The sequence below is a fragment of the Acidisarcina sp. genome, from assembly GCA_035539175.1.
Taxonomy (GTDB): Bacteria; Acidobacteriota; Terriglobia; order Terriglobales; family Acidobacteriaceae; genus JANXZS01.
This window is the reverse complement of sequence record DATLIY010000004.1, coordinates 36,218-56,352: the sequence shown is the minus strand read 5'-3', so window position 1 is coordinate 56,352 and position 20,135 is coordinate 36,218. Positions and strand designations below refer to the sequence as shown.

The window sequence follows — 20,135 nt, the reverse complement described above, 5'->3', positions numbered from 1 at the left end:
CTGAAGGAACACGAACCGTGCTGAACGACTCAATTCTGACGCTGACGACCTTCGTCCCCCTCGCGGGTGCGGCGGTCGTTGCCTTGCTGCCTCGGCGCGGGCGCGTCATCCAGGGTTTTACCCTTGTGGTCACGCTGATCACCTTCGGACTTTCTTTGCATCTGCCTGCCCACTTTGTTTACGGACAACCGGGCTTCCAGTTTGAACAGAATCTTCCGTGGATCAAGTCACCTGCCATTCGCTATCACCTCGGCGTCGATGGCATCTCGATGTGGCTCGTGGTGCTCACCACCTTCCTGGCGCCACTCGGCGTGCTTGCTTCGTGGAAGACGATCGAGAACCGCACCCGCGAGTTCTACCTGCTGTTCCTTATTCAGCAGACCGCGATGATCGGCGTATTCGTCTCGCTCGATCTCTTTCTCTACTACGGCTTCTGGGAACTGTCCCTAGTCCCCATGGCCATGCTGATCGCCATGTTTGGCCGCTCCAAGGGACCGCAGGCGGCTCTCAAATTCTTCGTTTACACCTTCCTGCCCTCGGCATTTCTCCTGGTTGCGATTCTCTGGCTCTACGCCCACACCGGAACCTTTGACTTCGCCAGCCTGCAGCAGGCCATCGCGGGTGGATCCGCCGGACTGCCGGCACGCGGCATCTTCTGGGCATCGCTCGCGTTCCTTGTAGCCTTTGCCGTCAAGGTCCCCGTCTTCCCTCTCCACGGATGGATCGCCGATACCTTCAGCGAAGCTCCAACCGCGATGGGTATGGTGGTTGCCGGCAAGCTGGGACTTTATTCCATCCTGCGCTTTAACCTGGGACTCTTCCCTGCGCAGGCCCGGCAGGTTGCTCCCTGGATGATCGCCCTGGCTGTCATCGGCATCCTTTACGGCGCTTCTCTCGCACTCGTGCAAAAGGATCTCAAACGCCTGCTGGCTTTCTCCACTGTCAGCCATCTGAGCTTCTGCACCCTCGGCATCTTCTCCTTCGCGGTCTCCGGCGTCGATGGTGCGATCTATCAGATCCTCAACCACGGGGTCTCCGGCAGCGCATTCTTCCTCCTGCTCGGCTTCCTTTACGATCGTTACGGAACCTACGACATCGGTGCCTATGGCGGACTGGCGACCAAGCTGCCACAGATGGCGACTCTCTTCGTCATCATGACTCTCTCGCTCATTGGTCTGCCGATGCTCAACGGTTTTGTCGGCGAATTTCTCGTCCTCAGCGGCAGTTTTCTGTCGCACCCAGGATGGGCGTTCGCAGCCACCATTGGGGTCATCCTCAGCGCGTCTTACATGCTCTGGATGGTTCAGCGGGTCTACTATGGACCCACCTCGCAGATGGTTGCCGAGCGCGTGACTCCAGACCTCAATTTGCGGGAGCACCTGGGCCTATGGCCCGCAACAGCGCTCATGCTCATCATGGGAGTCGCCTCTCCCTACTGGATTCACGCCATCGACCAGGGAGTGACCGCTCTGTTGACTCCCCCCGGAATTCATTTGATAGATAGCCAACAATCGGCAGCGGTCACTGTTTCCCTGCCGGGGAAGGCTGCGGAGAAGCAATGAACCAGATCCCGGATATTCTCCGAATTCTTCCCGAGGTTATTCTTACCCTCGCGGGTGTTGCAGTCATGATGATTGAGGCCGTGCTGCCCAAAAACGCCAGCCGCCGCCCGTTGGGATGGTTTGCCGTTGGCGGCCTCCTCGCCGCTTTCTGGGCCAGCTGCACGCAGTTTCAGATGGCTCCCGGAACCGGCTTCCACGGCGTTGTGCAGACGGATGCCTTCAGCGCCTTCTTCCATGTGCTGATCTGCGGCATCGTCCTCGTCTCCTGCCTGATCGCGCTGGACGCCATGCCGGAGCGCGGCGAGAACATGGGCGAGTACTACGCACTCCTGCTCTTCGGAGCGGTGGGCATGGTCCTGATGTCGAGTGCCGTTGAACTGTTGCTCGTGTTTATTGCATTAGAGATTTCGTCGATCTCCACCTACATTCTGGCCGGCTTCCGCAAGCAGGCGGTCAAGGGGCCTGAGGCGTCGCTCAAGTATTTCCTTCTCGGCTCCTTCGCGACTGCTTTCTTCCTTTACGGCGTCGCCCTGGTCTTCGGAGCTACCGGCACTACGAACATTCACGAGATCGCTTCAGGGCTGCTCACTACCCGCACCCCGGCGTTCCCGGTCCTAGCCCTGGCCATGATGCTTATCGGCATCGGCTTCAAGGTATCCGCGGCGCCCTTTCAGGTATGGACGCCAGATGTCTACGAAGGTGCTCCTTCCCCTGTCGTCGCACTGATGTCGACGGCTCCCAAGGCCGCCGCCTTTGCCGTGCTGCTGCGCCTTACCTACGAAGCCTTTCCCCTTCTGCATGTTCAGTGGTCCACGCTGCTCTGGCTAATGGCTGTACTGTCGATGACGATCGGCAATCTCGCCGCCCTGCGTCAGCAGAACGTGAAACGGATGCTGGCCTATTCCTCGATCGCGCACGCCGGCTATCTGCTGGTCGCCTTCTCGGCGCCTCCCAGTGAAGGGATTGCCGCAGCCAGCTTTTACGCCGTCGCTTATGCGGCCATGAATGTCGGTATCTTCGCCGTCGTCAGCCATGTTGGCGGGTATGACGATCATCTGAGCTCGATCAGCGATTACCGAGGCGTGGCCATCCGCTCCCCGGTCCTGGGAGCCATCATGGCCTTCTTCCTCATCTCGCTTATTGGAATCCCCTTCACCGGCGGATTTTTCGGAAAGTTCTACGTCTTTGCAGCAGCCCTGCACTCCGGAGCGATCTGGCTGGCGATTATCGGCCTTCTCAATAGCGGAATAGCGGCCTTCTACTACCTGCGCCTGCTTACCTCCGTCTACACCCGGCGTCCGGACGAAGCGGGTGAGCTTACCATCGCCCCGCTCAGCGTCGCGCTGCTGTTGGCTCTCCTGCTTACCGGTGGGTCGACGCTCGCGCTGGGCATCCTTCCGGGCCGCGTCCTGGAAGCCGCACACGCTGCCACCGCAACCTACCTGACGGAGCCACCTGCCACAACCAACTCCACGCTCATTGTTGTTCCCAGCGCTTCGCAACGCTAGGTCTCTTCAGCCACAGAACCTGAGTATCGACTAAACTCTAGTCGGCACTCAGGTTCAGATCGCGTCGTGCAAAGGCGACACTTGCTACGGCGAAGACGACCGCAGACCCAGCCAAGGTCACCAGCACATCGACCAGGTTCACCGGAGGCGTCGCGGTCAGCGGCATCCGCATCATGCCAGCGAGAAGGCGCCCCGGTCCTAAACCATCCAGGTAGGTCAGCGCAGAAGCGGTTCCCAATGCCGCCAGCGACGCCAGAATCGACGGCAGAAAGATGGAGAAGCCCACGCTCAGGCACGCCAGCCACACTCCTGCCAGCAGTTGCAGCAACATCATCTTCCAGACCACCTGCAGCGACGCTCCGGCCAGGCTCACCAGCAGGCAGGCCGATACCGCAAAGCCTGTCACGTAGAGCAAGAGGGGCACCCATGCAGCCAGCAGCAGGGCCAGCAGATATTCCGACCGGCTCACCGCCCGCGCCAGTACCATGATGATCCTCCGCGAACGTTGCTCATTCCCCAGAAGGGCGGCTCCATTGAATCCCACCAGGGCGATTCCATACATGCTCTCCTGCTTCAGAACCGACAGCACATCGTCGGGAGCAGGCTGCATGCCGCCAGCCAGCAGAACGGCGGCCATTCCATAAGGCCACAGCATGAGCAACAGCAAGAGCCAGCGATTCATCCACAGCAAGGGCTTTACCAGCAGCAAAGCCTTCATGGTTGCGGCCTCATCGAGCCATCTGCGTTCCACTCCACAAAAAGATCCTCCAGTGTGCGGCGCATCGGCGTCGCCAGCAACAACTCGCCGCCCGCGGTCCATGCAGCTTCAATCACCTGCCGGGCCATCTCCGCAGGCAGCACCCATTTCGTCTCTCCATCCTTCTGTGGAGCTGCCACGCGAAATTTTGCGAAGGGCGCCAGCCCCTCTCCAGAAGAATTCGCTCCGCGAACCACCACCTCGGTACGGCTGGAGTCGGTCATCAGCTCGTCCAGATTTCCGCAACGCAGCAAACGCCCTTCATGCAGAAAGGCCACACGATCGCAAAGCTGCTCTACCTCGCTCAGCTGGTGCGAACTAAAGAACACGCTCTTGCCGGCATAGCGGGCGCCGCGCAGAATCTCCCGCACCTGCAGCACTCCCGGCGGATCAAGCGCGGAGGTCGGCTCATCCAGAATCAGCAAATCGGGATTATTCACCAACGCCTCAACCAGCCCCAGCCGCTGCTGCATGCCACGGGAAAATTGTCTTGCATCGCGCCCCGTGGGCGGAAGGTCGAGGGAGAGCAGCAGTTCCCGAGCGCGAACTCGCAGATTTGTGTCGGCAACGCCATTCAGGCGACCTGCAAGCAACGCAGCATCCTGTGCGCTGCCAGCGAAGGCAGTGGGAGCATCGGGAAGAAAGCCAAGCCGCAATCGGCTGGCGGTGCTGCCGAACTCATGCCCCAGCATCCGGCCCTTACCCGAGGTCGCGCGCAGAAAACCTAACGCAAGGTAGATGGCGGTCGTCTTCCCTGCACCGTTTGGCCCCACAAAGCCCAGAATCTCGCCTGGATTCACGGACAGGCTCAACCGGTCGAGCGCGATCAGTTTCCCGTAATGCTTCGATATCTCCACGAATTCCAGCGCAGCCGTCATCGAAACATTCTCTCAGAAAGTCGAAAGCCCCCGGAGGTTCCGGGGGCCACCGATCGAACGATCCATCGGGTGAGCTTACTTTACCTTCAGGAAGATAATGACCAGGGTGAACAGCGAGAGTGATTCCATGAAGGCCAGACCGAGAACGAGCAGCAACTGGATGCCAGCGCGAGCGCCTGGGTTGCGAGCAAGAGCCTCGGTAGCCGAGGCCGTCGCACGGCCCTGACCAAGTCCGCAAAGCCCCGCGGCTATTGCCATACCGATACCGGCGCCAATCGGCACCATGCTGATCGGCTGGTTAGCCGCCGATTGCGCATACGCAGGCATTGCCATCAACAGCGCAGCCATCGTCATGAAAAAATACTGAAGTTTCCGCATTACACTCTCCTAGCTTCCGTAGAAATTGCCGAAGGAGGTGGTTGACGCTCACCGTGCCGGCGCCCTCACACTTACGGCCTTCACTCTGCGGAGTGGAAGCGCCCCCGCAAGGAAGATTCTATTTCCGGCCCTGGCCTGGTTACGCCGATTCCTCGTGCGATACCGCAATTGTCAGGTAGATCATCGCCAGCAGCATGAACACGTAGGCCTGGATCAAGGCAACACCGAGGTGCAATCCGAGGAACACGATCGGAACCCCTATCGGGACCAGCGAGAAGAAGACCAGCGTCAGCAGATCGCTGGCAAACATATTCGCAAAAAGACGGATGGTGAGCGACATGATGCGTGCCAGGTGCGAGATGATCTCGATGGGAAACATCAGCCAGGAGATCCACCAGATAGGACCGAGAAAATGCTTGGCATAGCCAACCGGCCCCTGAACCCGTACCCCATGGTAGTTGTAGTAGAGGAACGTCAGGATGGCGATACCGAGCGGCACCTTGGGGTTTCCCGTTGGAGTTTCAAATCCCGGGTAAAGGCCCAAAAGGTTGCAGCACACCACAAACAGGAAAATCGTCGCGACAAAGGCCTGATAGCGTTCGTAGCCGTGCCCGATAATCTGGTCCGCCTGGCTGCCCACAAATTCGTTCAATGCCTCGGCCGTGGATTGCATCGCCCCCGGCTTCTCCACATTGAGCGAGAAGCGGACGACCACGAAAAACAGCAGCAGGAAGAGCGCAACCCCCAGCTCCAGCGCAAAAGCATCGGTAAACGGTGCAGACGGATTGAAGTCGAGAGGGCTTGGGTGCCCCGCTACCGACGCGTGGAAGCCGATCTTTTCGAGCAATCCAGCGAGCGGTGCTCCAAAGACATGATTCAGGAAATGAGTAAATGCGAGAGACGCTTGCATAATCCTTTTTCAGCCACCAGCTGCCGAACCTAAGCCCGAACCAGACGCACCGCTTCAATGGACAGGCCTACCACTGCTAATGCAAGTCCTGCCAACAGCGCGTAAATGGAGCCGTGGAAACATTTAAGACTAACATAGACAAGGCCCGCTGCGAGCAGCAGACGCAGAAAAAACATCGCGACAACTGCTCCTGTACCCCGTGGATTCTGCGCATGATCCAGGCGGGCATTCACCACACCGATCAGGCGCTGCCACTCATAGACGCCGCTCGCCGAAACCGCTGCCCCCACGATAAGCAGCACGCCGCTTCGCCACCCCGCAGCGAGGCTCACCAGCAAAAAGAGTACCGCCGCAAGCACCCCAATTGTCCGCAAGGTACGATGCAGCGCGGCCTTCAAATCCGCATCGGTAAATTCAAGGAATGGGTTTGGTTCGCTCAAACGTCGCTGTCTCCGTCTTTTCCCGTATGCAGCACCATGCGGATCACGCTCGTCAATCCAGCCGCGCCACCCAGCAGCAGGCCCACAATGCTGATCCAGGTCTGGTGGAGCATCTTGTCCAGCCAATAGCCCAGAATGTAGCCGATAAACACCGCCGCAGGCAGCATGATGGCAATCTGCATCATCTTCTCGGCCTGGACGAGCGTCTTCAGCCCGCCGCTATCGTGCTTCTGTTTCGGATCCGGAGTCTCAAAAGCCATGGCGTCTCCACGGGTTGCATCTGCGATGTTACATCAGAGCGGATACTACCATCGTGTCCACTGCCCTGCCTGCTCGCAGCTATACTGACAATGGTTTCTATCCACACTTAAATGAGGCAGAACGTGTTCGAGTCAGAGTTTGAGCGGAATCTACTGGCGCTGCGCCAGGAAAAGCTGAGCCAGATCGCCGCTCTGGGACAGGCGACCTATCCCAACCAATACATCGCCACGCATACCATTCCAGAGATTCTCAAGCAGTATGGCTCCAGCACCACCGAAGAGCTTGAGGCGAACCGCGTTACCGTATCCATCGCCGGAAGACTGATGGCGATTCGTGGCCAGGGAAAAGCTGGGTTTGCCCACCTGCAGCAGGGTGGAGAGCGATTGCAGATCTACGTCCGGCTCGATGCCGTTGGAGAAAAAGCCTTTCAGCTCTATAAGCTGCTCGACCTTGGCGACCACATCGGAGTGACCGGATACCTCTTCCGTACCCGCACTGGCGAGCTCTCGCTGCACGTCGAGACGATCACCTTTCTCGCCAAGGCGATGCTGGCCCTGCCGGAGAAATATCATGGCCTGGCGGACGTCGAACTCCGCTACCGCCAGCGCTACGTCGATCTGTTTATGAATGCCGATGTGCGCGAGACCTTCGTGAAGCGTGCGCGCATCCTCAAGGCCATTCGCCGCTTCTTCGACGACCGCGGATACCTCGAAGTGGAAACACCGATGATGCACTCCATCGCCGGCGGCGCTGCGGCCAAGCCCTTTATCACACACCACAACGCGTTGGATATGGATCTCTACCTGCGCATTGCGCCGGAGCTGTATCTCAAGCGGCTGGTGGTCGGCGGTCTCGATCGCGTCTATGAGATCAATCGCAACTTCCGGAATGAAGGTGTTTCCACACAGCACAATCCGGAATTTACGATGATCGAGTTCTACCAGGCCTATGCCAATTACCACGACCTGATGACGCTCACAGAAGAGCTGATCCAGAAAGTGGCTCTTGAGGTCAACGGCACCCTGCTGACCAGTTTTAATGGCACCGAGATCGATCTAGGGAAGTGGCAACGCTTCTCCATGCGCGAAGCGATCCTCCACTTCTGGCCCGAGCCGGCAGGCGACAAGCCATCCCTCTCCGACTTCGCCCAGGACGATGCTGTCGTTGCCATGGTCCAGCGTTTGCGCGCAGCCGGCGTCGGCGTCGATTCCAAGCTGGGAGAACCGCGGGGCAAGACCATCGCCAGCATCTTTGAAGCCGTGGCGGAGGACCACCTGGTTCAACCAACGATCATCTACGACTTCCCTATCGCTGTCTCTCCCCTCTCCAAACAGAAGACGGATGAGCCCGATTGGGTGGAGCGCTTCGAGTTTTATATCGGAGGATTTGAGCTCGGCAACGCCTTCAGTGAGCTGAACGATCCCGAGGAGCAGCGAAAGCGCTTCGAGCAGCAGCTCCATGAGCGCGAGCGCGGAGACGATGAAGCCCACCAGATGGATGAGGACTACGTCCGGGCGCTGAGCTATGGTCTGCCGCCAACCGCGGGAGAAGGCATCGGCATCGACCGTCTCACCATGATCCTGACAGGCTCAAAATCCATCCGCGACGTCATCCTCTTCCCGCTGATGAGGAAGCTCGCGCCCCAGGAGAACGACCAGCAGCCTGCTGAAAACTAGGCCGTCGGCAACCTGTTCTCCAGGCAGCAGAACTCGGCGCGGCTTTTCCTCCAGGGAAAGCCGCGCTTTGATTTTCAGAAGCATGGACCCAGCAGAGGCGAAACTTCAAAAACCGCTGCTCGCCGAAGATGCAGAGCAAAGCCCCAGACCAAGAAGAAACTTACTTCTTCCCTTTGCGGCTCAATTTCTTCAGTAGCTGGGCCAGGGTCGTCCGCTCCAACTCGGACTCCAGCGCATCCTGAGACTCGGCAAAGACCTTCTCCAATGCCGTCCCCACGCGCGCCGCAGCAGCTCCGGCAAGCTCAGGCGAGTGAAAGATGGGGCCATTCTCCACAGCCCGGTAAATCTCCCGAAGCGTAATCGATTTTGCCGGACGGGATAAGCGGGATCCACCACTGGGCCCTTTCTGACTGCTTACCAGTTCGGCCTTCTGCAAGGCAGCGAGAACACGCCGGATCACAACTGGATTCGTGTTCAGTTTGCGGGCAATGTCGTTCGACGTCTGCAATATCTCAGGTTCAGCGGCAAGAAGGACGAGAGCATGAACCCCGGTAGCGAAGCGGCAATTGACGGCCATGCCGAAACGCTAACACAAGTTGAGTCAATCAGCACACGTGTTCTTATCACGTTGCCATGTTCAGGTTCTCCGTAAGGCATAGCCGACGGGCGATTTACGCAGACATGCTACGATCAAGGTTTGGCCTCGTGCGGGACGAAATAGCCCCGCCGATCCGGCCTGGATTGGAGTTTTCGTTCTCTTGCAAATTCTCTTTGTCGGTGACGTTTTTGGCAGCCCTGGACGCCGTATCGTCCGCGAGCATCTCGCCCACGTACTGGATTCTTTTGGCGTCGACCTCGTCGTCATCAATGCGGAGAATGCCGCAGGCGGATTCGGAGTGACTCCCGCGATCGCCGAAGAGCTCTTCGATATGGGCGCGCATGTTTTAACCACCGGAAATCACGTCTGGGACAAGCGCGAGGTGATCGAGTACATGCAGTCGGTTCCGGCGGAGAGCCACGAACGGCCCCGGCGTCTGATTCGGCCCGCCAACTACGTCGCTGGCACGCCCGGATTCGGCGTCTATGAAGGCACCCTGCCAACGGGACAGGCCTATGCCGTCCTCAACCTCCAGGGACGCGTCTTCATGCATTCCAGCGACGATCCCTTTCGCACAGTCGATACCCTGCTCAAGCAGATCCAGGCCAAAGTGATCCTGGTGGACCTGCACGCCGAAGCAACTTCGGAGAAGGTCGCCATGGGCTGGTATCTCGACGGCAGGGTGACGGCGGTTCTCGGAACCCACACCCACGTGCCGACCGCCGATGAGCGCGTACTCCCCGGCGGCACAGCCTACCAGACCGATGTGGGCATGAGCGGGCCCTACGACAGCGTCATCGGAGTGGAAAAAGATCTGGTACTGGCACGATTTCTAACCGGAATGCCCGGCAAGTTTGAGGCTGCACGGGGAGATGCCCGGATGTCAGCCACGCTCATCGAGTGTGACGGCGCAACGGGGCGCGCCCTGTCGATCCGGCGTCTGCAACTCGGCGAATAGCGGCTTACTTGGCGTTTGTCTGGGGCGCGTTTGTCTGGGGTTTTGTCTGGGGCATCAGTTCGGTATTCGTCTTGAACTGACGAACGGGCGAATTCATTTGCCGCCGCTGGCGCTCCACTCCAACCAATTTACCGTGCGGATCAAAATTCAAATTCCACTGGATGGTGGACTTAGAATCGTTCACGTCGCTGAACTCGAGAGTTAACGAACCATCTTTCTCAGCCCGCTCGATCGGCACATTCACATTTCGTTCAAAGGCTTCGCCATAGAGCGTATCGGTCAGCAGGGTCGTCGGATGATCTCCACTCAACTCCGCGTAACACAGGGCGAGCCTCACCCATTGGCCCCGGTCCTGCAAAGACGGGTCCTCGATCCGTAGACCCTCCCGCGCAAGCAATTGATTGAAGATACTGAAGGTATTGGGATTCTTGTAGGAAGAATGGAACGGGCTATTGCCTGCACGTACGATCGGCGAGATCCTCACGTTGCCGGATGCACGATCCAGCACGGCGACAAACCGGCTGGCACGAGCCGCAGGGGAGGCATCGCTGTAACGCAGCAGCATCGTTCCTGGAAACGATGGACACACAGCCTGTTCGTAAGTCCAGCTTCCCTGCTGCAAATCATATCCGGAAACAGTCGCCGCGCTGACGATGGCGGACTGCTGCGCGGCGAGCAGTTGACGATCCGCAGCGTCCATCTGCTCGGGAGAGCGCTCTTCAATCTGGAGGAGCACGTGCGGGACCGGAATGACAGGCTGCAGATCTGACTGTCCCCAGAGAACAGGGGTGCCTGCTGTAAGCAAGAGTATGGTCGAGAGTAGAGAAATTCTGCTCATTCTGCTTTTACCTTACCATTCCGATCTTCCCCTGCACAGAAGCCCAGAATCAGATCGCCAGACGGCAAAAGGACAGCCTTTGCAGGCTGCCCTTTTGGTGAACGTCTGGTTCCAGTTTACTTGTGGCGATGAACCGGAGCAGGATGTGCCACTGGCTTCTTGGCCTCGGGCAATTCCCCATCCTTCATCACGATCATTGCAGGGCTCGCGGTGTAGGAGTCAAAGGTGGCAATAAGCTCAACATTGGAAGCAGTTGCTGGCAGCGTCTTCAGCGGCGACTTCATGTTCACCGTGAAATCCGCAACCTTTGAGGTCTTGGCATCTTCGCTGACCGCAAGCTGTATCTGGGTGGGTGTTGCCGCAACGACGACACCTGGAATCTTGGTCGTAACGTCCTTCAGTTGCGACCAAAGCTTGTCGGCATCTTCCTTTTTGCCGTTCGCCAGGATGAATTCCTTATCAGAGAGCGCCAGGGTCTTGAGATCAGGAGTCTCGGCTACGATCTTGGCAACAACTTCCTGTGGCGACGGCGCAGGTGTGATCTTGTAGTCGGCGGTTGGAAACACGCTGCTCTTGGCCAGCGCCTGGACTGTTTCATACCCGTCCATACCACCGTGGTAGCGGTTATACCAGTACTTTGCCTGAGCATCGATCTGGCTCTTCGCCGGCTCCGGAGCATAGGCAGCCGCGCGGGCCAGATACCAGATGCCGTTCAGCAGATCCTTAGGATCCATCTGAATGTAGGCCGATCCCATCATGTAGGTATCGTTCAGGGATGGGCCGGAGGTGGTCTGCTCGGGAGCCACCGACTCCAGCTCTGCATGGAACTCGGAGACCGCGCCCTTGAAGTCCTTCTTTCCTACGTCATCCGTAGCAATCGCGCTGTGGAAGATGGGCGTGGTGGCCTTCTTCAGTTTGTCGAAGTCCCCTTCCGCCATGTTTGCCGGCTTGGTGGCATTCAGGCCGCGCTGCGCAAGTGCCGCTGCATCATCGAGCAGGGGCTGAGCGCCGGCGGGATTCTGTGCTGCCTGGGCTTTCTTGATATATACCGTCAGCGCAAGGGCGCGAACGTTGCCGGGATCGATCTGCAGCAGGCGGCCTGCTGCATCTACCGTCTTGTTCAGATCCCCGCTCGCCTGGTAGGCGGCCATCAACTGTTCCAGCATGTCGCTCTTCACCACGCTCTGCGGGTAGGCACTGAGAAATGCTTCAATTGCTGCTGCTTTGGCTTTTGGATCCGACTGGCCGATCGCATTTGTATAAGCGTTGTATTCGGCAGGGTCCTTGATGGTAATTTGGCCGGATGGATTCTGCGCCAGGACAAAGGGCGTGGCACAGAAGGTAATGCTGGCCACGGCCAACAGAGAGGCAAAAACGAACTTCTTCATTCAACGCTCCTAGGAAAAGCGATTATCAATGCGGTGACTCACTGCTGCCGAAAGACTCGCATAAAGAGACACGCCCCGGAGCAGCTTATAGGCTTGCCCGGGATTATTTCGATGCGAGTTTGATGGATTATAGAAATGACTGGACGTGGGTGACAAGTTCGCGCTTTCTTACCTTCGCTCTGTGAATACAGAAGCTGGATCGGTTCTGAGGGATGCTCGGCCAACTAGCTTCGTCGAGACAGCATACACTCTGGACGAGACGGTTCGCATCTTGGAAATTTATCGTAAAAGAACAAGGGGTAAAAGCACAATGGACGATTTCACCAGCGCATTTCACTCTCAGGTAGCAGTGGTCACCGGCGCAACACGCGGAATCGGCGAAGCTATAGCCCATCGACTCGCCGCCATGAAGATGACTGTTGTCCTCCTCGCCCGGGACCGCGACCGCCTTGAAGTGGTCCGCGAGGCCATCGCGAGCAAGGGCGGCAGCGCGGATGTTTTTCCCTGCGATCTCCACAACGAAGAGGCCATCGACGGGCTGGGCAAGCACATCCGCCTCAACTATGCCCGCTGCGACGTGCTCGTCAACTGCGCGGGCATCGGTGAGCTGGGGAAGCCTCTCCATGAGATGGAGGTGGAGGACTGGGATGCGTTGATGGCGACCAACCTGCGCGCGCCGTTCCTCATGATCCGCGCTCTGGCCCCGATGATGATCCAGCAGGAAAGCGGCCACATCATCAACATTTCCTCTCTCGCGGGCAAGAACCCCCTGCCCAATGGAGCCGCCTATTCCGCATCCAAGTGGGGGCTGAACGGGCTCACCTACTCCGTTGCAGAGGAGTTGCGCAAGTTCAACATCCGCGTCTCCGTTGTCGCTCCCGGCTCTGTAAATACGGGTTTCGGCGGGAGGGGAGATTCGGGCAGCTTCAAGGATGAAGCATGGAAGGTACAGCCCGATGACGTTGCGGGCGTGGTAGAGATGCTGGTGCGTCAGGCCCCGCAATGCTTTATTAGCGAAGTCCTCGTGAGGCCCACGCGCAAACTATAGGCAGAGCGCCTGTCTGCAGGGCACATTGGCTTCCGCTGCAGACAGCGCTCTACTCGAACACGCTACTCAAATACGGGAGACAGCAGCCGCACCAACTGCTCCGGCTCGGCCAGAAACGCGTCGTGACCCTGCAGCGAGGCCATCTCGCGATAGTCGCAACGGGTTCCGGCGGCTTTGATAATCGCGGCCAGGGAGCGGATGTCCTCCGGCGGAAACAGCCAATCCGTCGAGATGCCAACCAGCGTCAGATGGCACTGGATCCGGCTGTAGGCCACATAGGGCGATTCATGCGCGCGCACCGGATCGAAGGTATCCATCGTTCGGGTGATGCAGATGTAGGAATTGGCATCGAAGCGGCCATTGAACTTCTCTCCCTGGTAGTCGAGAAATCCCGCTACATCAAAACGCCCGTTTTGCCCTGCAGCCTTCGAAATCCAGGGATTTTCTCCATTGCGATTGGGCTTGCGCGCAAAGCGCTGCTCAAACAGCTCCACTGACTTGTAGCTGATGATGCCGAGCGATCGCGCCAGCGCCAACCCCGCTTGAGGCTGCTCTTCCGGGGAGTAGTAACCGCCCTTCCACGCCGGGTCCAGTTGGATAGCCTGCCGTTGCAGATGATTCAGCCCCAGCCCCATGGCGCCCAGCGGCGCGACTCCGATGCTGATGGCTCTTGCGATCCTCTCCGGATATAGAATCGCCCACTCCAGCACCTGCATGCCGCCAATCGATGCCCCAATTGCCAGCTTCAGCTTCTCGATGCCGAGCGACTCAATCAACATTGCCTGTGCGTGCACGATGTCACGAACGTTAATCAGCGGGAACGTCGGGCCATACTGCATGCCGGTATCGGGATCGATCGAACTCGGCCCCGTGGACCCATAGCAGGATCCAAAGATGTTGATCCCGATGACGCAGTCCCGTTCCAGATCCAGCAGGCCATTCGGGGCAAACAGCTGCGGCCACCAGGTTGCCACCTGCGCGTTCCCCGACAACGCATGGCATACCAGCACCGCGTTATCACGAGCCTCGTTCAAGTGGCCATAGATCGCATAGTGCAGCATGGGATAGACAAGGAACTCCCCGCTCTCGAGGGAGAGGACTTTATTGACCATAAAGTCTCCCTCGAAAGTCGGCACGGGAGGTTGGAATGTGACGCTACAGTCTTCCTGAGTGCTCATCGTGCAGCCAGCTCTTCTTTCTTCTTCACGGAATGGCCGTTCGCTATTTCGATTGCCTGGTCCAGATCCGCAAGAATATCGCGGATATCTTCAATCCCTACGGAGAGCCGCACCAACTCGGCCGTAACGCCGCTGCTGGCCTGCTCTTCGACGCTTAACTGCTGATGCGTGGTGGATGCAGGATGAACCACGAGTGATTTGCAGTCTCCTATGTTCGCGAGGTGCGAGAAGAGCTTGAGCGAATCGATCAACTTCTTCCCTGCTTCGTATCCGCCCTTGATGCCAAAGGTCAGCAGCGCACCCTGCCCGTTGGGGAGATATTTTGTCGCACGCTCATAGTATTTGCTCGAAAGCAGTCCGGGATAGTTCACCCATTCCACCCCGGGGTGTTGCTCCAGATGCTTCGCCACCGCGAGAGCATTCTGCGAGTGCCGCTCCATGCGCAGCGGCAGCGTCTCCGCCCCCTGCAGCAGCAGGAAAGCATTGAATGGCGACAGCGCCGCGCCGGTGTCGCGCAGCCCCTGCACGCGTGCCTTCAGGATGAATGCCAGCGGGCCAAAAGCCTCAGTGTAGGAGATGCCATGGTACGAGGGATCCGGCGCCGTGAACTCGGTGAAGCGTCCTGAAGCCTTCCAGTCGAACTTGCCACCGTCCACAATGATGCCGCCAATGGAGGTGCCGTGGCCGCCAATAAACTTGGTGGCGGAGTTGAGGACAATGTCCGCTCCCCATTCGATCGGTCGGACCAGCGCCGCCGAGGCCGAGGTATTGTCAATCACCAGCGGCAATCCATGCTCGTGCGCAATGCTCGCAAACTTTTCAATGTCCAGCACATCCAGCTTGGGATTTCCCAGTGTCTCCCCGTAAATCGCGCGGGTGCGGGAATTGATCGCTGCCTTTAACCCTTCGAAATCGTCAGCGTCCACAAAGCGAACCGTGATGCCCAGCCGCGGCAGGGTGTGATGAAAGAGGTTGAAGGTGCCGCCATACAAAGACGTGGTGGAAACAATCTCATCTCCAGCAGCCGCCAGCGTTAGAGCCGTCAGCGTCTGCCCCGCCTGGCCGGAAGCCGTGGCGAGCCCAGCCGCTCCGCCTTCGAGTGCGGCAACCCGCTTCTCAAAGACGTCCGTCGTGGGATTCATGATCCGCGTGTAGATGTTTCCGAATTCCTGCAAGGCGAACAGGCGGGCTGCGTGGTCAGAGTCGTTAAAAACATAGGAGGTCGTCTGGTAGATGGGCACAGCCCGCGAACCGGTCGTGGGATCGACCTGTTGCCCGGCATGTACCGCAAGGGTGGCAAAATGCTGTTTCGCTGCTTCCTCTGACATTTACTGCTCCTTCAAGAATGGTTAAATGTGCTTCCCGCAAATGGCAACGGCCCGAATCCTCTCCGGGACCCGGGCCGTCTGGAAAATCTGAATCTGCTTGCCGCCTTAACTCTTCAGTTTGTCCACACACGCACCTGCGGTCCCAGTATGCATACACATGCATATGGCCATGGTGAGGACAAAATTGAAGTGGGACGACATCTCTTCCATTATTCTTGAATCACGCCCTCAATGTCAAAAAACCCTGCGGGTGCGATTTAGGGAACATTCTGCCTCTTCCAGCCCTGAAAATCGCCTTAAAATGCTGTCAGGGCCCATTTCTTTGAGTTAGGGACGCCTTATCCACAAGATGTTGGGGTGGCATTGTTGACCGCCTCCCCTCTCCTCGCTAGAGTTTTGACTGAGCAGGCTTCTCAGGTTGAGCTGGAGCATTTCTCATATGACTGCAGGAGCAAGATACCGAATCCTGCCGGGGAGCAAGCACCCGGTCGCCTCGCAGTTGCAGGTGACGCCAGAATCAGCCCAACCGTCAAAAGGAGTGACCCCGTGCTGAAATTAAAAAAAATCCAGATCCTGGGCTTCAAGTCCTTTTGCGACCGCACTGAAGTTGTCGTTCCCGGCCAGGGCATCGCTGTTGTGGTCGGCCCCAACGGCTGCGGCAAATCCAACATCCTGGATGGCATCACCTGGGTGCTCGGCGAACAGAGTGCGAAGATCCTTCGCGGAGGCAAGATGGAAGACGTCATCTTCGCCGGCTCCCGCGACCGGAAGCCGCTGGGCATGGCCGAGGTCTCCATCACTCTGATCGATCCTGAGGCATACGTTGGTGGCCCCCTGCTCAACGAGCCGGAGATCGTGATCGAGAATGAACTCGAGCATGACTGGGACGAAGACAAGATCCGCCTCGAAAAGCAGGCGGAAGTCGAAGAGATCATCGCCGAATCGCAGCCCGGCCAGGTAATCGAGGAGGAAGCCGTTCCCACCACGGCCCCGCTGCTCGAGGATCCCAATACATCGGCGGGCGCCGAGAATGCCGCCGAGAATGCTGTGGTGCTCAAGATCCGGCGCCGCAAGTTCCAGAAGACTCCGCAGCAAGGCGAAATCGTCGTTACCCGCAGACTCTTCCGTACCGGCGAGAGCGAGTATCTGCTCAATGGCAAGCTCTGCCGCCTGCGCGATATTCAAGACATCTTTATGGGCACCGGCCTCGGGCCGGAATCGTACGCCATCATCGGTCAGGAGCGGATCGGCCAACTGCTGAGTTCCAAGCCCTACGATCGCCGCTCCATCATCGAGGAAGCGGCAGGCATCACGCGATTCAAGACCAAGAAGCGCCTTGCCGAACTGCGGCTGGAACAGGCCAAGCAGAACCTGGCACGCGTCAACGACATATTCGAAGAAGTCACCCGGCAGATGGGATCGCTGAAGCGCCAGGCTGCCAAAGCCGAGCGTTATGGGGCACTCCGCGAAGAGATGCGCTCCCGCCTTCGTGTCGTCCTTGCGAGCCGCATCGCGCAGATGGACGCAGAGCAGGCAGCGCTCGCCGCTGAGATCTCCACCCTGGGAACACAGATCGACGAGCACAGCCACCACGTCGAAGCTCTTGAGGCGGAGCAGGCAGCAGGCACGACCCGAGGATACGAGCTCGAAGCCAGCGCCAAGGAAGCCACCACCCGTGCCAATCAATCTGCCGTGGAGCTGGAGCGCGCCGTGCAGCGCCGCCGCTCGAATGAAGAACGCATCGCCGAACTGGAAGCACGCAGCGCTGCCGGAACCGCGGAGCTCGAGCAGGCCAAACAGCATCTGCAGGGATTGACCAGCGAGCGTGAATCGCAGCGCAGCTTTCTTGAGACCGCTGCCGCCGAAGCCGCTGGTTTTCGCGAGCAGGCACAGGCTTGCAATCAGCGCGCACAGGCCGCATCCCGCCAGGTAAGCGAAGCCGATATGGGCCTTGAGAAGAGTCGCCGCTCAACCATGCAACTGTTGACGCTGGCAGGACAGGCTCGCAACCAGACCGCGCAGGCCGAGGAGTCTCTCGCAGCACTTGAGCGCGAAGCCGAACGCCTGGCAACCGAGAGAAACGCGGCCAAGCATGAAGCAGAGCAGCTAGGCGCCGAGCGTGGTCAGGCATCCCTCACGTTTGAAACGGTCACCGAAGCTCTCAAGCGCCTGGAGAGCGAGATCCAGAGCCTCCGCGAAGAGATTGCCAGCAAGCGCGCCGAGGAATCGGAGGTTCGCCGTCATGGCGACCAGCTTCGCGCCGAACTGGCCACACTGACCGGCCGCAGAAATTCACTCGACGCGCTGATCCGCGAACACAGCTACTCCACCGATACGGTTCGCAAGCTCTTCCACTCCAACTCCCTCAATGGCGGACTGGCCCCGGTCGGAACGCTTGCCGATTTTCTCGAGGTCAACGAGCAGTATGAAAGCGTCATCGACGAATTTCTGCGGGATGAGCTCAACTACATCGTCGTGAAGAGCTGGGAGTCGGCCCATGAAGGCATGCGCCTGCTCAAGAAAGATGTGGATGGCCGCGCTACCTTCCTCGTTCACCCCGAAGACTCGCAAGCCAAGTTCTCCTTTGCGGCTGAGGCGCGCGAGGCCGGATACAGGCAACAGGAGGGAGTCGTTCGTCTGCGCGACTGCGTGCGCGTTCTGGATGGCTTCGGCAATTCGCTCGAGGTGATCCTGCCCAAGTTGCGCGAGGGCTACGTTACCCCGAATGCGGATACCGCCCGCTCGCTGGCTCTGGAAAATCCTCACGCCTTCTTCCTTGCGCCTTCCGGCGAGTGCTTCCATAACGTCACAGTTACCGGCGGAAAACCTCGCGCGGAAGGCCCGCTCGCCCTCAAGCGCGAACTGCGCGAAACGCAGGGAAAGCTTGAAACAGTTGCTACCGCTCTAGGCACCGCTGAGGCCAATGCGACTTCCCTTGCCCATCACCTCACGGAGCTGACGCGCCTGCTCGAGGCCCGCAGCGAAGAGCGCCGCAACGCGGAACGCGAGAGTGCCAACCAGAGCGCCGCGCTCAAGCAGATGGACGCAGAGGTACAGCGCCTCGAACGCCGTCTGCAGGATTGGCTGCTCCAGGCAGAGCGCAACAAGGACGCACGGCTTGCCAAGCAGGCATTGATCGAGCAGAAGAGTGAAGAGGCGCAAAAGCTCGAAGCAGAGCATGAAGCAGCCGAGGCAAACCTCGCAGAGCTGCAGCGGTCCATGCAGGAGCTGCGCAACCAGCGTGAAGACGCCATGCAGGAGGCCGCGCAGGTCTCCGCTCAACTCGCCGGGCTGGAGGAGCGCCGCAGCGGTGCGCAGGCTGCCTTCGAACGCATCGATCGCATGTTTGCCGACCTGGAGCGCCGCGTCGCCCAACTGCAGCAGCAGCTAGCCTCCGCCGCAGCGGAAAAGGCCCAGCGTGCCATCGAGAACACCCGGCTCGAAGGTCAGCAGGAATCCCTCGCAGCAACCCGCGAGGAAGCGCTGCAACAATCCACCCAGTGGACCGAAGAAGCGCGTGCCCTGCGAGCCTCACTTGCGGAAACGGAGCAGCAGCTCAAAGCGCTTCGATCGGAGACCGATGCCCTGCGTGAAACGCGCAGCGCCCGCGCCGCCAGCGCAGCCAAACTTGCCGCCGATCTCGAGCACGTCGAGGCCGCCTGCGTCAGCGATCTCGGCATTGAAGCCGCGGAGCTGCGCGCGCAGGAAGATATCTCCCGGCTGGAAGACGACGCGCTGGCCAGCGAAGAGGAGGCCTGCCGCGGCCTGAAGCAGCGCCTCGAAGCGATGGGTCCGGTCAACATGATGGCCCTGGAGGAGTACACCGAGATCTCTCAGCGCCACGAGTTTCTGGAAACACAGCGCAAGGATCTCCTCGACTCCATCGAAAACACGCAATCCACCATCAAGGAGATCGATCAGATCTCCCGCACCAAGTTCGATGAAGCCTTCGCCCGCATCAATGAAAACTTCAGCATGACCTTCGCCAAGCTCTTCGGCGGCGGCCAGGGCTTTATGCGACTCACCGATGAAGAGAATTCCGCAGAGAGCGGCATCGATATCGTTGCCTCTCCGCCGGGCAAAAAACTGCAGAACGTGCTGCTACTCTCCGGTGGCGAGAAGGCGCTGACGGCTCTCTCCCTGCTGGTGGGCATCTTCCAATACCAGCCCAGCCCCTTCTGCGTGCTGGACGAGGTGGATGCTCCGCTCGACGAAACCAACGTTGGCCGATTGGCGGATATGCTCCGCGGCATGAGCGGCGATACGCAGTTCGTGATGGTGACCCACTCCAAGCGCATGATGAGCGCCGCCGACATGATCTATGGCGTAACCATGCAGGAGCCTGGCGTCTCCAAGGTCGTCAGCGTGCGCCTTGGCGGGCAGCAGCAGCGTGCCGACGAACAGCGGCGCGCCACAGCCTAGCAGCGAA

17 protein-coding genes are annotated in these 20,135 nt (G+C 59.1%); 6 read left to right on the top strand and 11 right to left on the bottom strand.

Going from position 1 to position 20,135, the window contains the following annotated elements:
- Positions 1–17: 17 nt before the first annotated feature.
- Positions 18–1,562, top strand: a complete 1,545-nt coding sequence (locus tag VM554_01540) for an NADH-quinone oxidoreductase subunit M (GenBank protein ID HVJ07045.1) — start codon at positions 18–20, stop codon at positions 1,560–1,562.
- Positions 1,559–3,070: an NADH-quinone oxidoreductase subunit N gene (locus VM554_01535; protein ID HVJ07044.1), complete on the top strand. Its 1,512-nt coding sequence runs from the start codon at positions 1,559–1,561 to the stop codon at positions 3,068–3,070. The genes VM554_01540 and VM554_01535 overlap by 4 nt, the downstream gene beginning before the upstream one ends.
- Before the next feature lie 37 nt (positions 3,071–3,107).
- Here the strand turns inward: VM554_01535 and VM554_01530 are convergent, their stop codons facing one another.
- The 6 genes from VM554_01530 to VM554_01505 all read right to left on the bottom strand — a co-directional run bounded on the left by VM554_01530 (position 3,108) and on the right by VM554_01505 (position 6,693).
- The gene (locus tag VM554_01530) at positions 3,108–3,821 is read right to left on the bottom strand and encodes a hypothetical protein (protein ID HVJ07043.1); all 714 of its coding nucleotides are present in this window, start codon (positions 3,819–3,821) and stop codon (positions 3,108–3,110) included.
- Positions 3,785–4,705 (bottom strand): ABC transporter ATP-binding protein, encoded by a 921-nt coding sequence (locus VM554_01525; protein HVJ07042.1) that lies wholly within the window; start codon positions 4,703–4,705, stop codon positions 3,785–3,787. The genes VM554_01530 and VM554_01525 overlap by 37 nt, the downstream gene beginning before the upstream one ends.
- Before the next feature lie 75 nt (positions 4,706–4,780).
- The gene (locus tag VM554_01520) at positions 4,781–5,083 is read right to left on the bottom strand and encodes an ATP synthase F0 subunit C (protein HVJ07041.1); all 303 of its coding nucleotides are present in this window, start codon (positions 5,081–5,083) and stop codon (positions 4,781–4,783) included.
- Positions 5,084–5,222: 139 nt separating this feature from the next.
- Positions 5,223–5,993 carry a F0F1 ATP synthase subunit A gene (atpB, locus tag VM554_01515; GenBank protein HVJ07040.1) on the bottom strand — a complete coding sequence of 257 codons (771 nt, stop codon included), beginning with the start codon at positions 5,991–5,993 and terminating at the stop codon, positions 5,223–5,225.
- 29 nt (positions 5,994–6,022) lie between these two features.
- Complete coding sequence (locus VM554_01510; GenBank protein ID HVJ07039.1) at positions 6,023–6,433, bottom strand: hypothetical protein; 411 nt, start codon at positions 6,431–6,433, stop codon at positions 6,023–6,025.
- A complete protein-coding gene (locus VM554_01505) occupies positions 6,430–6,693 on the bottom strand; it encodes an AtpZ/AtpI family protein (protein HVJ07038.1) in 264 nt (87 codons plus the stop codon). The genes VM554_01510 and VM554_01505 overlap by 4 nt, the downstream gene beginning before the upstream one ends.
- Before the next feature lie 123 nt (positions 6,694–6,816).
- On the opposite strand from VM554_01505, the gene lysS reads away from it, so the two are divergent.
- Positions 6,817–8,370 (top strand): lysine--tRNA ligase, encoded by a 1,554-nt coding sequence (gene lysS / locus VM554_01500; GenBank protein HVJ07037.1) that lies wholly within the window; start codon positions 6,817–6,819, stop codon positions 8,368–8,370.
- Between the two features lie 160 nt (positions 8,371–8,530).
- On the opposite strand, the gene VM554_01495 is transcribed toward lysS, so the two are convergent.
- On the bottom strand, positions 8,531–8,947 hold the full coding sequence (locus tag VM554_01495) for an Rrf2 family transcriptional regulator (GenBank protein HVJ07036.1): 417 nt from the start codon (positions 8,945–8,947) through the stop codon (positions 8,531–8,533).
- 181 nt (positions 8,948–9,128) lie between these two features.
- On the opposite strand from VM554_01495, the gene VM554_01490 reads away from it, so the two are divergent.
- A complete protein-coding gene (locus VM554_01490) occupies positions 9,129–9,926 on the top strand; it encodes a TIGR00282 family metallophosphoesterase (protein ID HVJ07035.1) in 798 nt (265 codons plus the stop codon).
- A gap of 4 nt (positions 9,927–9,930) precedes the next feature.
- Here the strand turns inward: VM554_01490 and VM554_01485 are convergent, their stop codons facing one another.
- Positions 9,931–10,764 (bottom strand): hypothetical protein, encoded by an 834-nt coding sequence (locus VM554_01485; GenBank protein ID HVJ07034.1) that lies wholly within the window; start codon positions 10,762–10,764, stop codon positions 9,931–9,933.
- A 116-nt stretch (positions 10,765–10,880) separates the two neighbouring features.
- Entirely contained in the window at positions 10,881–12,152 is a 1,272-nt protein-coding gene (locus VM554_01480; GenBank protein HVJ07033.1) for a hypothetical protein, read from the bottom strand.
- Positions 12,153–12,462: 310 nt separating this feature from the next.
- On the opposite strand from VM554_01480, the gene VM554_01475 reads away from it, so the two are divergent.
- Positions 12,463–13,200: an SDR family oxidoreductase gene (locus VM554_01475; GenBank protein HVJ07032.1), complete on the top strand. Its 738-nt coding sequence runs from the start codon at positions 12,463–12,465 to the stop codon at positions 13,198–13,200.
- 62 nt (positions 13,201–13,262) lie between these two features.
- Here VM554_01475 and metX read toward each other — a convergent pair whose 3' ends face one another.
- Together metX and VM554_01465 are read right to left on the bottom strand one after the other, a co-directional pair.
- Positions 13,263–14,312, bottom strand: coding sequence for a homoserine O-acetyltransferase (metX, locus tag VM554_01470; GenBank protein HVJ07031.1), 1,050 nt, complete (start codon positions 14,310–14,312; stop codon positions 13,263–13,265).
- A gap of 62 nt (positions 14,313–14,374) precedes the next feature.
- Positions 14,375–15,706: a homocysteine synthase gene (locus tag VM554_01465; GenBank protein HVJ07030.1), complete on the bottom strand. Its 1,332-nt coding sequence runs from the start codon at positions 15,704–15,706 to the stop codon at positions 14,375–14,377.
- Between the two features lie 546 nt (positions 15,707–16,252).
- Between VM554_01465 and smc the strand changes: the two genes are divergently transcribed.
- Entirely contained in the window at positions 16,253–20,128 is a 3,876-nt protein-coding gene (smc, locus tag VM554_01460) for a chromosome segregation protein SMC (GenBank protein HVJ07029.1), read from the top strand.
- Positions 20,129–20,135 lie beyond the last annotated feature (7 nt).